Below are 15,095 nucleotides of genomic sequence, written 5' to 3' on the forward strand. Positions count from 1 at the left end.
ATCTCTACAATAAAAGTTTTAGAGATTACAGCTTTTTAAATATTGAGTTATTATTATTTTATCTTCAATATATTTTTATATATTGAATTTTACTCATATTTATATAAATTAATAAATTATTAAACTAAAATAAAAATTCTTCCTTATATAAAATATATGCTACGTCCTTTTATTTTCATTTATTTTTTATTTAATCCTCAAATAACCATTTAGTGAAAGAAAATTTTACTTGTGTAGATTTTTCATTATTACTTTCATTTATAAGCTTTTCTGAATTAGATAAATTTTGAATCTCCATAAGATTTATTTGCTTTTTTAAAATTTCATTTTCGTTTTCTTTTTCAACTAATTTTTCTTCAATAGATATTTTTTCTTTATCCTTTAATAATAGCTTGTTCTCTAAATATCTATTTTTTTCTTTTAATTTATCATTATCATTAATATATATCTTACCCTTCTCTTTTTCCTTATAAAATTGATATTTAAACTTTATTGCTTGATTTTTTTCATACTTTATAGCTTTATTCAATCTTTTCAATTCTTCTTCTACAATTTTTAATTTTGCTTGAGATTGTTCTTTTTCCATTTTAAGTATTTCTATTTTTGTAAAATAATCTTTTAGTTCTACCATTTTATAATCTAAATCCTCTCCCGTATCATCTAAATCACCTTTATCATCCTCTTGTATTTTCATTGAATTTTCTAAAAGTTCTTGCAAGAACATTTGTTCTTGTCCATTTACACTAATTGCGTATATCTCATAGAAACAATTTTTATCTTTTCTATCTTCTAAATTTTCTTGGTAAAATACCTTTATAGGCACTTCATTCTCAAAATGCTTATATACCCTTGGATTACTAAAATTTTTTCCATGATTTTTAGAAAAACATCCATAAAGATCGTCATCACAAATCCACAAAGCCCATAATGCACCCTTTAATATTATTAATACACAAGAGTCAATCTTTTCACATTGAAACAGTATAACATTTTTTTGTAATCCTATTTCTTTATACTGATAAATTACTGTATTACTCTCATTATCTTGAGTAATAAACAGATAATGATTTCTGCTTTCCTCTGCGCAAAAAGTAAAATCTACGTAAGGTAATAATGATGTATATATAACTTCTTGCTTTCCCCATCGCTTTTCAATAATATGAAAATTTCTAGAAGTTAATTTATATCTCCCATCTAACATAGTGTTTAATAATAATAAATTTGATTTAGAATCTTCATAAATAAAATATGGAGTTTTATTGCAATAATCTAACTTATTAATTACTTGTGGATTACCTAGATTCACTCCATTTTCAGTAATTTGGTGAACTAGTACTTCTGAATAAGTATGTTTATCTATTATGTTATATAACAAATGAATATGATTTAAATGAAAGAATGCTCTAATATATATAGGCATAATTGAATCATACTTCATATGAAGAAGTGTTTTATAATTCCATTTTATCCCTTCTAATGTGCATAAAATAATATCACCACAAATATCCTGACAGAAAACATTAATTTTCCCATTGCACTCCTCTAATACATAGAAGTATTTTAAACTTTCTTTATAAATACTCTTCTTATCGGACCAGTTATGTTTTATAAATATTTGATAATATACCCCTTTTTCACTATCATAAGAAAATTTTAGGATTGTATTATCTTTTTGCTTAATGAAATAACAATCGTATTTTTCGTTAATCATTATTTTCCCTCATTTTTTCATCTTCCCTTTGCCACATCTTACAGTCCTTACAAAATGGAATAACTACTATTTCATCCACAATTGCTTTTGTTGAAATTAAAACACTAACATCAAATTTCAAATTCTTATTAATAATAATCGGAATACTTGTCAATTTAGCAAAAGAATTGATTACAAATTCTACTCCCTGCTGCTCCACATAAGCAGGTATATATAATGTAGCTTTCTGAATTCCCTCCAATTTTCCTTCAATAGTATATTTTCGTTGTTGTTTGTCAATACATTCTATGCAATATGGGATATAAAAATTATATTCTATTATTGAATAATCTTTTCTATCATCTATAACACTTCTATTTTTTGTTTCATTTATAACTTCACATTTTTTAAATATAATTTCTTCTATATTTATAATTTCTGTTTCTTCTAAAGATATATTAACTGACACTTCAGGGAAAATTATCTTTTCTTGATAGTTTGATAAAACTTTTTTAACAAGTATTGTAGTTTCATTTTTTTGTTTCAATTTATCTTCTGAATTTGTAAAAATAAAAGATTCATCTTGTACCTCAAATTCACCCTGACTAACCACTCCAATATCATACGGAATACTATTCTTTTGTTTAAATGTAAATGTATCTACAATAGTGTTACTAGACGTATCTATTATATCAATTACTCCCTTTCCATCATTACTTCTACTAGTTACAAGTAATTTCTTTTTATCAGGAGATAATTGAAGTCTTTGTAATTCTGTTAGAGTTGTTTTTATTGTTGCTACACATTCTTTTTTAAATATATTTATAACATCTATTCTATGTAATCCACTATTTGCTACATATAAAATTTTTTCATCCTGCTCCAAGGCAGTAATAGCAGATCCCTTTTCTAAATGTATATATGAAATACCTCCACTTTCAATATCTAATACGGAAATATTACTTGTATAATTCAATCTCTTAACTCCTTTGTTAGAAATATAAATCTCCTTTTCATTTTCCGATATGAGAATATAATTAGGTGAAGTGCCAACATCTTTGTATTTCTTAATTAAATTAAAATCTGATGTATCATAAACTTTTATTTCATTTTGTAAAATATCCAACACAAATAATTTTTTCTTGTCCTTATCAAGTTTTAAGCTATCTGCAGCAATAAAACCTGTTAAGCATTCAATCTTTTCACCAGTTTTTAAACTATAAATACATACCTCTTCAGTATCGCAAACATAAATATTCTGAGTAATTGAATCCACCTGTATATTACCATTATTAGGCATATGCCATGTTTTATTAGAATCATATAAGTCATTAATGAGCGTGACTTTACTATTTCTATCACTGGCTATATACACATTGTTTTTTTCATCTACTATGATATTTTGTGGCCTTGGACCTATTTCAATTTCCTTTATAATAGAATAATTTTCTGCATCAATAATAGACACCATGCCTGTACCTAAATTTGATACATAATAAATTGTCTTTTTTCCTTTATCAATCATAAAGTCGCTCTCCCCCTCAATTACTTATACTAAAGAATATGCTTTATGAGTGCTTATTATTCAATAAAAAATATGAAAAGATCTGGTTAAGCAGATCTTTTCAACTAATTCATAGTTCTCATTTTTTTCTTATCTTACAATCCTATATACCGTAGTAGGATACATATTATTTTTTAATTCAAATTATAATAATTCTCTACTTTTTTATTGTATATCCTAAAATCTTAAAAGTCATTCTATATTTCACTTGATCTTTTTCCTAATAATCTCTCCATAATGGATTGATTCTTTTCAAGTTCAAGTTCTTTATGCAATTTTTCCTTTTCTTCACTTATCATCTTAATTTGTTGTTTGATTACTATATTTTCTTCTTTAAATTCTTCTAATTCACTTTCAATACTTGTTTTAATCTCTCTTTCTTCCAATAGCTGCTGATTTATATCCTCTAAGTCTTTTTGAGTCTTCTGTTGCAATTCCAAGAATATATTATAATTTTCTTCCACTTTATGTTTTTGTTCTAATACTTTTACAATTTTTTCTTCATAATCTTTCATAAATCTTTGCTTCTTTTGTAATTGTATCTTTAAGGAATCAATTTTTCTTTCTAAACTCATCTTCTCTGATGCTATCCTAGATAATTCAAGTTTTAAGTTTTTAACTGTTTTTTCTTCATATGGTGTATCTGTGTTAACTTTATCTATCTCGTCACATTTCAACAAATCCTTATTATCTACTACAAACCAACTTGGAATCAATAAGCGCAAATCTAACTCATTAGTTCCATAGACCCCCATTGATTTAATTGAACTCTTATCATCAATACGAATAAAACAATTATATCTACTTACTGCAAGTTCATCTCCTCTATCAAAGTAGCATGCACTACTCCACTTTCCATCATTAAAAACTGTGTAAAAAATCTTGCCTTGCTCTATCCAACAAGAATACAACTTTTTATTTTTAATAAATAATAAAGGTTCCTCTAATTTATCATTACTTTCATGAACTCTGAATTCTTGGATATTTCCAGTTATATCTATATAAACGTGATCAAGAAAATTTATAGACTCTTCTCTAGACTTATTTAATATATGAATCTCTTCTTGATCTCTTAGTACTTCAAATCCTATATCATCACCTTGAATGCCATAAAGCCTATTTACAGAACCCCATTTAAGATTTTCAAAGCTATAATAGTTTAAGGATATCTCATCACCTTCATCAGTAATAAAAAACATATCAATATTATTATTTTCATTTACATTTATTAAGTAGTGTTCTCTTAAATTAGGTACTAACATAATATCCTGCAATGTAGTACTTCTAGTTTCTCTTCCATTCCATATGCAATGCATTAACACTCCATGATCACTACCATCACTATCATCATCATCTACCAATAAATAGAAAATATGCATATTATCTCCACTAATTTCAACTTTTAAGTTTTGTATTTCAAACTCATCAATTTGTATTTTATAGAGAATCTTTCCTACCCATTGTTTATCCTTCATGGTACAGTATTTTAATTCTCCTTTAATATTGCTGTAGACTATATGTATCGTTTCATCTTCCTCTACATACACAGCAAACCCTAGTACATCTCTATCAATAAGACTTTCTTTTGTCCATTTTCCTTCTCCATACATAATTTTATAAACTAATTCTTTATTATCATTTTCAGAAAACTTCCATATATTATTTGCATAATCAACATATATCCATGGATATATACTACTCATTTCACTCCCCCCTTTATAGAATTATATTTTTAGTAAAAACTTATTATGCCCTTCTGTAAAATAAAAAATTATTTTTCACAACTTTTATTGCTTAACATACAATATATTATAAACAATAAAAAAATTTATATTTACTATATTTTTTTGAAGAGGAGGAGAATTTATGTCCATTAACTTGAGGAATTTTTCACCACGTCCCGGTCTTGTAAATAAACAGGGACGTTTACCAGATCCTTCTGAATTAGTCTGTATTGAAGTGCCTAAAATCTTCGATCAATGCTTAATAAAAAGATGTCTTGTATATGGTCAAGGTCATGACACGAATATGACAGATTGTGATTTAAGAAGTAATCCATTAACAAATCCAAAGAGATATATTAATAGTAGAGATTTTAATTTAGAATTAACTTCAGTAGATAAGATTCCACTTATAGGAAAGCCAGGATTTAAAAAACTAGTTATTTCTTACAAAATTTCTTTCTATTCAGATTATATTGATGAAAATGGTGTCAATCAATGTGAATTTTTTGAAATTAATAGAACAGATGTAATTGGTAAATTTTACTGTCCTGATTCTATAGCTCAAATTTCTGCTAGTACTGTACCAGTTCAAAATGCTGAAGATTTAGATTCTAATATAATAAAACTTGAAATGGTTGCTACCGCTCTAGATGGTCAACTATTAAAAGATGAGAACTGTAACGATGTTTTAGATATTACTTTAGGGTACTACATCGTTGTAAAATGTGAGCTTATTGTACAACTTTTAGTTCCTGCTTATGGCTACTGTCCAGTTCCAAAAGAACCATGTGCAGAAGAGCCTGAAGAAAATCCATGTGCAAGATTTGAAAAAGCTCCAATTCCTAAGTTCTATCCAGATCAAAATTTAGAGCCTTTATTCCCAGATTGCGATGACAATTATTGAAAATATAATTAGTAAAATGAAATCAATACATTATCATCACCATTCTCCTATAATAATCATATATTATAGGAGAAGTATTAAAAATTACTATATATGAATTAATTTGCATATAGTAATTTCTAATTAAATTTATCTAATTAAAGGAGGGTTCATTTATGAATTCAATGTCAAAAAACTGTTGTACCGATAACCATAAGTGTTGTAATCACAACCATAATTGTTGTAATGATAACCATAATTGTTGTAATGATAACCATAATTGTTGTAAAAAAGAAGATAGACCATGTCCAACTATTATAAAATGTGGAACTCCTAGTGCAACTACAATTCCTGTTGCTACAGTAGCTGGAACAAGTTTTACAGTTAGTTCTGTTACTTTAAATAATTCTTGTTTATGTAATCCTATTACAAAACTAGAGTTTGCAAGTAATCTTGTTGCTCCAGTTGCTTTCACAGGAGTTATAAACTTCCAAGTATTTAAACTTTGTAAAGGTCAATTTGCACCTATTCCTGTTGGACCTGCATGGACATTTGAGTTAGTAGCATTACTTGCATCACAAACATTCTCATTCTTCGTTTGTGACTGTAATTCTTGCTTTGATGAATGCTGTACCTATACTGTAGTTGCAACTGTTACTAGTCCAGTTACTGTTGGTACTCTTAGCATAAACAACGCAACACTTGGAGCAATAACAACATGTAATTCAGGTAATTGTTGCTAATAATCAAGTAAGAAGATAATTAATTTTTTATATCTAGAGTAGGTGTAACACACAATAGTGTTACTTACCTCTTCAAATCTTGATGTATAAATTTAATGCAACTAATTCTTGATAAATTTATCTAATTAATAATTTATTTAACTGTTTGGTGGCTGTATTAGATTAGAGTGCTTAACTCAATTTAATACAGTCTATTTTAATATTTCCATATTTTATCCATGGAGTTTTATGTATTTAATTTTAAACGGTGAATTTTGAGGTACAACAAAATATAGGGTAAAAATATTTATCCATAATTTAAGTTTTATTACGAATATGGCTTTTTATGAACTAGCTTACCATTGGATTTCTGAAGAGTTTTATTATATAACTTATTAACATTGTATTTAAATATCATTAATAAAAACTTAGTTATAACCTTAATATTTCCACACATAATAAATCTTCTAAAACCATATTCTTTTTTACCCCCCCTAAAAACACCTTTAACTTGAATTCACCTATTAATTCTTAGAATAATTTCCTTCAAAGTTGCTATATTTTTAAGATATTCTTTCTTAGATATATAAAATTTTTAGCTACATACAATTATTTATTTTTTGGATTCTTTTAGAGCAATTTCTTGTTAGCAACATATATATCATATACATTGAAGTTTTAGTTATAATCACCACATATCTATAGATACATCCTCACCCTTTATAAAATTATATTCTTAGCAAACACTTATTATGCCCTTCTGTAAAACAAAAAACTATTTTTCACAACTTTTATTTTTTAACATATAATACATTATAAGCAATAAATAAACTTATATTTATTATATTTTTAAAGAGGAGGAGAATGTATGTCCATTAACTTGAGGAAATTTTCACCACGTCCCGGTCTTGTAAATAAACAAGGTTGTTTACCAGACCCTTCTGAATTAGTATGCATTGAAGTACCTAAAATTTTTGATCAATGCTTAATAAAAAGATGTCTTGTATACTGTGCAGGTTCTGATACAAATACAACAGATTGTGAATTAAGAAGTAATCCATTAATAAATCCAAAGATATATATTAATAGTAGAGATTTTAATTTAACATTGCTTTCAGTAGAAAAAATTCCGCTTATAGGGAAACCAGGCTTTAAAAAACTAGTTATTTCTTACAGAATTTCTTTCTATTCAGATTACATTGATGCAAACGGTATGAATCAATGTGAATTGTTTGAAATTAATAGAACAGATGTAATTGGAAAATTTTATTGTCCTGATTCTATAGCTCAAATTTCTGCTAGCTTTATGCCTATTCAAAATGCTGAAGATTTAGATTCTAATATAATAAAACTTGAAATGGTTGCTAACGCTCTAGATGGTAGATTACTAAAAGATGAGAACTGTAATGATGTTTTGGATATTACTTTAGGCTACTACATCGTTGTAAAATGTGAGCTTATTGTACAACTTCTAATTCCTACTTATGGCTACTGTCCAGTTCCAAAAGAACCATGTGAAAAAGAGCCTGAAGAAAATCCATGTGAAAGATTTGAAAAAGCTCCAATTCCTAAGTTCTATCCAGATCAAAATTTAGAGCCTTTATTCCCAGATTGTGATTGTGATTGTGATTGCGATTGTGATTGCCATTGCGATTGTGACTGTGATGATTAATATTATAATTAGTAAAATGACGTTAAAAGATTATCATCACCACTTTCCTATAATACTTATATAATATAGGAAAAACATCAAAAATTACTACGCAATTTAATTTGCCATTTAGTAATTTCTAATTAAATTTATCTAAATTAAAGGAGGGTTCATTTATGAATTCAATGTCAAAAAATTGTTGTAATGATAATCATAAACATTATACTGATAACCATAATTGTTCTAAGAAAGAAAATAATCCATGTCCAACTATTATAAAATGTGGAACTCCTAGTGCAACTACAATTCCTGATGCTACTGTAGCTGGCACAACATTTACAGTTAGTTCTATTACTTTAAATAATTCTTGTTTATGTAATCCTATTACAAAACTAGAATTTGCAAGTAATCTTGTTGCTCCAGTTGCTTTCACAGGAGTTATAAACTTCCAAGTATTTAAACTTTGTAAAGGTCAATTTGCACCTATTCCTGTTGGACCTGCATGGACATTTGAGTTAGTAGCATTACTTACATCACAAACATTCTCATTCTTCGTTTGTGACTGTAATTCTTGCTTTGATGAATGTTGTACCTATACTGTAGTTGCAACTGTTACTAGTGCAGTTACTGTTGGTACTCTTAGCATAAACAACGCAACACTTGGAGCAATAACAACTTGTAATTCAAGTAACTGTTGCTAATAATAAATAAAGTAATTAGTTTTTATATCTAAAGTGGTATAACACACAATTAGTGTGACTGGCCTCTTCAGATTCTTATGTATAAATTTAATGCAACTAATTCTTCATAGATTTATATATTTAATAATTTATTTAACTGCTTGGTGACTGTATTAAATTAGAGTTTTTAACTCAATTTGATACAGTCTATTTTAATATTTAGGTATTTTATTTATTAAGATAAAATTAGACTCTATTGCAGCTTTAATCTTTCTTACTAAATAATTTCTAGGAATTGATTAAGCCATACTATTAGACTCTATTTGTTATCTATTGTATTTATTTTTTACTGTTATCATAATTTATCACCCAAGTTATAGGGTTCCAAGTTGACTTTTAAAATTATCTGTTCCAAAACTTGGATACCTAAATAGTGAGATATGATCCGAATAACTTAAAATTTAACACTGTATCTCGTGTGAAAATATTTTAAAGTTATTGAATAAATTTGAATTGGAGCTTGTTTCCCTATATTTTTGCAAAAAATAAAGAGTGTCGACTTTTCGACACTCTGAAATCTATACAACAAAAATTGTAGCGATTAAATTTGCTTTATTTTTACATCATTTTAGATAAAGCTATTAATATTCCTGTTTTAGCATGTTCAAAAGTTAATCCACCTTGTAGATATGCAATATATGGCTCTCTTATTGGTGCATCTGCTGAAAGTTCAATAGAAGATCCTTGTATGAAAGCACCAGCCGCCATAATTACCTGATCAGTATATCCAGGCATATCCCATGGTTCACATTCAACATGCGAATCTACTGGAGAACCTTTTTGAATTCCCTTACAGAATTTTATTAACTTTTCTTTGTCATTAAATTTTATTGCCTGTATTATATCGCTTCTTTCATCATTATATTTAGGTAACACTTCAAAACCTGAAAGTTCCATTATTCTTGCACAAAATATAGCTCCTTTAACTGCTTCTATAGCTATATGCGGTGCTAAAAATAATCCTTGGAATAAGCTTCTCATAACACCAAATGTAGAACCACATTCTCCACCAATTCCTGGTATTGTCAATCTATAAGCTGCTTGATTTACATAATTTTCTTTACCAGCTATATATCCTCCAGTAGGTGCAATTCCTCCACCTATATTTTTTATAAGAGAACCAGCTACCAAATCTGCTCCAACATCTGTTGGTTCTATAGTTTGAATAAATTCTCCATAACAGTTATCGACAAAGCATATAACCTCTGGGTTTATTTCTTTTACAGCTTCTATTATAACTTTTATTTCATTTACTAATAATGAATTTCTCCAACCATAACCTGTGGATCTTTGAATATGTACAAGTTTTATACTACTATCTTCCTTAATTGTAGTTTTCATAAGTTCTATGTCAACTTTATTATTTTTTAATTCTATTTGTTTATACTTAACACCATATTCTCTAAGTGAACCTATATTTTCTTCACCACTAATTCCTATTATATTATGTAACGTATCATAAGGTGATCCGCAAACACTAAGCATAGTATCATTAGGTCTTAAATTACCAAATAATGCTGCTCCTATAGCATGAGTTCCATTAACAAAATGTGGTCTTACAAGTGCTGCTTCTGTATTAAATATCTTGGCATAAACTTTATCTAAAGCATCTCTTCCTATATCTCCATATCCATATCCTGAAGAATTTGTAAAGTGCATCTCACTGATTCTTTCTTCTTGTAATGCATTTAAAACTTTCATTTGATTATATTCTTTTATTTCATCTAGTTTTTCAAATTCACCTTTAACATCTTCTAATGCTTTTTGCGATAATTCGAATATTTCCTGATTTATATTGAAACTTTTAATTAAAAAATCTTTAGTTATGTCTAACATTATGTTCTCTCCTTATTACTTAATTAACATCATAATACTACCATAGTAAAAAACAATAATCAAATCCTATAATAAAACAAAGAAAATGAGGTGTAGCGCTTTAATCTCCACCTCCATACAATTTACTATAAAATTAAACACTTATGATGTAATTCTAATTTTTATTTTGATTTTTCAACTATAAAGTTAATTATTTTTTCTTTATTTTTCCATTTATTTGCTATTTTCTTAGGGTCCGGTGTATATTTTTTCATTACTTCTTTTAATTCCTTTATATCTAATTTTGATAAGTACTCTCGTACTTTTTCTTCCCCAGCACTTTTAATTTGATCTATAGGATTATATGACTCATCAGTCTCTGTCTTTATATAATCCTCACACTCATTATTCCCATTTAAAATAATATTTAAATTTATTTCTTTTATTTTATCTGTATTTTTGTTTAAAAACTCCATAACTTCTCTTAAATCTTTTTGAGACGTATTTAAAATTTCACATTGTATTTGCTCTACAGATTCATCAAACTCAAATCCTAAATCTTCTTTTAATTCATCCTTTATATCTTCATGAATCTCTTCTTTTTCTGCTAAATTCACTTTTAAATCATTTTCTTTTTTATATTGATTAATAATTTTTTTAACATATTTTCCTTCAAACCCAAGAGATATTATTTCTTCTATACTTTTGCCTTCCTTGAAAGACTGTAATATTTGAGATTTCTTACTCATCTTAATTCTCTCCCTCCATAATAATAAGTAATAAATTGTTCTTGTAATAATATATTCACAAGCCTTTCCTATTATTATTACAAATAAAAAAACTCAGCTATTTTGCCGAGTTTTTTTAAATAATTTCAATAAAATTATATTTAAATCCTTAACCTAAAAATAATTTAATTAATTTTAAAATTCATGTTGAGATTCTTTATTCTCATTATTATTGTTGTTATTGTTAAATAATATAGCCTTTGCAGGAGTTATTGTAGATATTGCATGTTTGTATATTAGCATTTGTTTTCCTTCTGAAAATAAAACAACTGTAAAACTATCAAACCCATTTACATTTCCTTTTATTTGAAATCCGTTAGTTAAATGAATTGTAACAGGAATTCTGTTCTTTCTTGCACCATTTAAAAATATATCTTGTAAATTATTTGTTGATTTACTCATTTTAAGCACCTCCATAGTTTTTAAATACCCCAATTTTCACTATTTATTATAGATAAACACAAATGTACCAATTAGTCTTTCAGTTAACTATTAACTGTACATATCTACCATAGTTTTGGTTTTAATCAACAATAATGTATTCTAAAATTTAGAAAGCTTCCTTGTATATTATTCTATATTACTCAGGAAAATCCTTCCTATTTTATTCTATTGTTATATTAATTATTACACAATTCTCTTTTTTTAAAATCATTTTTTATAAAATTTACAATTTCTTCATCATTAGTAAAATTATCTTTATCAATCCATACTACTCTTTTATCTTTCCTAAACCAAGTTAATTGTCTTTTTGCATAATTTCTACTAAATTGTTTTATCATATTAACCGCACATTCTAATGAAATCTCTCCATCTAAGTATAAAAGTAATTCTTTATACCCTATACCTTTCATAGACTGCATATCTTTTGTATATCCTTTATCTTTTAATTTCTTTACTTCATCTAAAAGACCATTCTCCATCATTATGTCTACTCTTTTGTTAATTCTTTCATATAAATTTTCGCGATTCATATTTAAAACATAGTAATGAACATTATAAGGTATATCATATATATTTTGTTCTGATAAATACTTGCTCATTGTTTTCCCTGTAACCTTATATATCTCCAAAGCTCTTATAACTCTTTTTAAATCATTAGGATACAGCTTTTCATAACTTTCAATATCTATGTCCTTTAACATATTATGAACGTAATCTTTTCCTTTCTCATTAGCAACTTTCTCTAATTCTTTTCTATATCCCTCATCCTTACTTGTGTCTCCAAAACTATAATTAAATATTAATGAGTTTATATAAAGACCAGTTCCCCCTACAACCATAGGAACTTTTCCTCTTTTATCAATATCTTCTATGATATTCTCTGCATTTTCCTTAAATGCAGCAACACTAAATTCCTCATTAGGTTCTATAATATCTATAAGATAATGTGGCACTCCATCCATTTCATCTTCTAAAATTTTAGCTGAACCTATATCCATATCTTTATAAATTTGCATAGAATCACAGGAAATTATCTCCCCATTAATTTCTTTAGCAAGCTTTATAGATATTTCTGTTTTTCCAACTGCAGTAGGTCCTGCAATAATTAATAAATTTTTCATATACCTCACCCAAACCTATAATGTATTATTGTATTCTCTTAAATTTTTTTTCAATCTCCGTTAATGTCATTTTTATAGTTGTAGGTCTACCATGCGGACAAGTAAATGGATCATCCATATATCTTAAATCTTCTAAAAGTTTTTCCATCTCTTTTATAGTCAACTTATCATTAGCTTTTACAGCGGCCTTACATGCTAGTGTTGCAATCTTATTATATTTTATATCTACAGTATTTCCAGTTCCCATGTTTTTAAGATCATCTAAAATATCATAAAATAATGTTTTAAAATCCGGCTTACCTAAAAACATTGGAACCTCTCTAATACTTATTGTATTATTGCCAAACTCTTCAATATTAAATCCAGCTTTTATAAAAACCTCCCTATTTTCTTCGTAATATGGATATTCATCAAAGCTTAATTCTAATATTATAGGAGTAATTAACAATTGACTAACTACTGATAAATTTTCTATAGATTTTTTATATTTTTCAAAAAGATATTTTTCATGAGCAGCATGCTGATCTATTAAAATAAGTTCCTTATTACATTCACCTACTATATAAGTGTTATTAAATTGCCCTATTATTCTGATAGGTGGAAATTTAGAAATTAATTTTTCATTGCAAATAGGAGTACTTTTTTTTAGATTTATTTCTTCATTATATTTTACATAATTATTATTAACAGTTTCTATTTTATCTTCAGCATCATTTATATAGGCATTTAACGTAGTTTTTCCTTTAAATTCCTCTTTATCCTCTTTTACCATATTAATCTCTATATCATTATTTTTTAAATCCACTGGTAAAGTTTCTAACTTAATCTTGTTTAAATCTATATTATTTTGAAAAAAATCCTTATGTATACTTTCTTGTTTATATTCTACTTTTGGAATTTCTTCTACTTTTTCTAATTCTTTTAAATTAACTTCTTCATCTACTTCAAAAGATTCTCTTAAATACTCTCTTAAAGCCTGATGAACTGCATTAAAAACTAACTTAAATATACTTCTTTCATCATAAAATTTTATTTCAGCTTTAGATGGATGTACATTGGGATCAATGTATTCTGGAAATATATCTAAGAATAATACAAAAAACGGAAATTTGTTTACTGTAAGGAAGGACTTAAATGCATTTTCAACTGCTGCTGTTATAGTACTGCTTTTTATAAGCCTCTTATTTACAAAAATACTTTGTCTATTTCTACTTCCTCTACTTATTTCACTATTTCCTATATATCCATATACAGATGCTATGTCATTATGACTTTCAAAAGAAATTATATTTTCACTTACTTGTTTACCATATAAAATTCTTATAGTATCTTCTATATTTTCAGTTCCATAAGTTGTTATTACATTTTTACCGTTATTAATAAGTTTGAATGATACTCCATAATTTGCAAGTGCTAATCTTAATACTAAATCAGAAATTAATGAAGACTCTCTTTGCGGAGATTTTAAAAATTTTTGTCTTGCTGGAACATTATAAAATAAATCCTTAACTTCTATAAGAGTACCGTCATTAGAAGGTGCATCTAAAAGGCTTTTTTTCTCTCCACCATTTATTATTATTTCTACACCAAAATCATCTTCTTTTGTTTTACTCTTTAATTTAACTTTTGAAACAGCAGCTATACTAGCCAATGCTTCTCCTCTAAATCCAAAACTATTTATCTTATATATATCATCAAGTTCTTTTATTTTACTTGTAGCATGTGGCATAAAAGCTTTTTCTATATCTTCTTTATATATCCCATATCCATCATCGCATATCCTTATAAGCTTATTACCACTATCTTCAATTTCAATTGTTATGTTGCTACTGTTAGCATCTATACTATTTTCAATTAATTCTTTAACAACTGAACTTGCTCTCTCTACTACTTCTCCTGCTGCTATTTTATTAGTTGTAGCTTTATCCAAAACATTTATTCTTTTCATAAATT

General features: G+C 26.8%; 12 protein-coding genes. 4 read left to right on the plus strand and 8 right to left on the minus strand.

The genetic code is table 11. From position 1 onward, the window contains the following. Positions 1 to 190: 190 nt before the first annotated feature. From CSGHG_RS01460 to CSGHG_RS01470, 3 genes are all read right to left on the minus strand, one after another. The gene (locus tag CSGHG_RS01460; RefSeq protein ID WP_010292039.1) at positions 191 to 1,711 is read right to left on the minus strand and encodes a hypothetical protein; all 1,521 of its coding nucleotides are present in this window, start codon (positions 1,709 to 1,711) and stop codon (positions 191 to 193) included. Then, positions 1,704 to 3,215: a YncE family protein gene (locus CSGHG_RS01465; RefSeq protein ID WP_010292042.1), complete on the minus strand. Its 1,512-nt coding sequence runs from the start codon at positions 3,213 to 3,215 to the stop codon at positions 1,704 to 1,706. The genes CSGHG_RS01460 and CSGHG_RS01465 overlap by 8 nt, the downstream gene beginning before the upstream one ends. Positions 3,216 to 3,451: 236 nt before the next feature. Further along, positions 3,452 to 4,957, minus strand: coding sequence for a hypothetical protein (locus CSGHG_RS01470; protein ID WP_010292044.1), 1,506 nt, complete (start codon positions 4,955 to 4,957; stop codon positions 3,452 to 3,454). A gap of 163 nt (positions 4,958 to 5,120) precedes the next feature. Between CSGHG_RS01470 and CSGHG_RS01475 the strand changes: the two genes are divergently transcribed. The 4 genes from CSGHG_RS01475 (at position 5,121) to CSGHG_RS01495 (ending at position 8,935) form a co-directional block, all read left to right on the plus strand. Next, positions 5,121 to 5,882 carry a hypothetical protein gene (locus tag CSGHG_RS01475; RefSeq protein ID WP_010292045.1) on the plus strand — a complete coding sequence of 254 codons (762 nt, stop codon included), beginning with the start codon at positions 5,121 to 5,123 and terminating at the stop codon, positions 5,880 to 5,882. Positions 5,883 to 6,037: 155 nt separating this feature from the next. After that, the gene (locus tag CSGHG_RS01480) at positions 6,038 to 6,604 is read left to right on the plus strand and encodes a DUF4489 domain-containing protein (protein WP_026022176.1); all 567 of its coding nucleotides are present in this window, start codon (positions 6,038 to 6,040) and stop codon (positions 6,602 to 6,604) included. A gap of 847 nt (positions 6,605 to 7,451) precedes the next feature. After that, positions 7,452 to 8,255, plus strand: coding sequence for a hypothetical protein (locus CSGHG_RS01490; RefSeq protein WP_010292047.1), 804 nt, complete (start codon positions 7,452 to 7,454; stop codon positions 8,253 to 8,255). 155 nt (positions 8,256 to 8,410) lie between these two features. Further along, complete coding sequence (locus CSGHG_RS01495) at positions 8,411 to 8,935, plus strand: DUF4489 domain-containing protein (RefSeq protein ID WP_026022177.1); 525 nt, start codon at positions 8,411 to 8,413, stop codon at positions 8,933 to 8,935. A gap of 597 nt (positions 8,936 to 9,532) precedes the next feature. Here the strand turns inward: CSGHG_RS01495 and CSGHG_RS01500 are convergent. The 5 genes from CSGHG_RS01500 to mutL form a co-directional block, all read right to left on the minus strand. Beyond that, entirely contained in the window at positions 9,533 to 10,810 is a 1,278-nt protein-coding gene (locus CSGHG_RS01500) for a methionine gamma-lyase family protein (protein ID WP_010292049.1), read from the minus strand. Positions 10,811 to 10,971: 161 nt separating this feature from the next. After that, the gene (locus CSGHG_RS01505) at positions 10,972 to 11,538 is read right to left on the minus strand and encodes a hypothetical protein (RefSeq protein WP_010292051.1); all 567 of its coding nucleotides are present in this window, start codon (positions 11,536 to 11,538) and stop codon (positions 10,972 to 10,974) included. A 174-nt stretch (positions 11,539 to 11,712) separates the two neighbouring features. Beyond that, positions 11,713 to 11,979 (minus strand): RNA chaperone Hfq, encoded by a 267-nt coding sequence (hfq, locus tag CSGHG_RS01510; protein ID WP_010292053.1) that lies wholly within the window; start codon positions 11,977 to 11,979, stop codon positions 11,713 to 11,715. A gap of 218 nt (positions 11,980 to 12,197) precedes the next feature. After that, positions 12,198 to 13,142, minus strand: a complete 945-nt coding sequence (miaA, locus tag CSGHG_RS01515; protein ID WP_010292055.1) for a tRNA (adenosine(37)-N6)-dimethylallyltransferase MiaA — start codon at positions 13,140 to 13,142, stop codon at positions 12,198 to 12,200. A 25-nt stretch (positions 13,143 to 13,167) separates the two neighbouring features. Then, entirely contained in the window at positions 13,168 to 15,090 is a 1,923-nt protein-coding gene (mutL, locus tag CSGHG_RS01520; RefSeq protein WP_010292057.1) for a DNA mismatch repair endonuclease MutL, read from the minus strand. Positions 15,091 to 15,095 lie beyond the last annotated feature (5 nt).

The organism is Clostridium senegalense JC122 (assembly GCF_000285575.1).
Classification (GTDB): Bacteria; Bacillota; Clostridia; order Clostridiales; family Clostridiaceae; genus Clostridium_J; species Clostridium_J senegalense.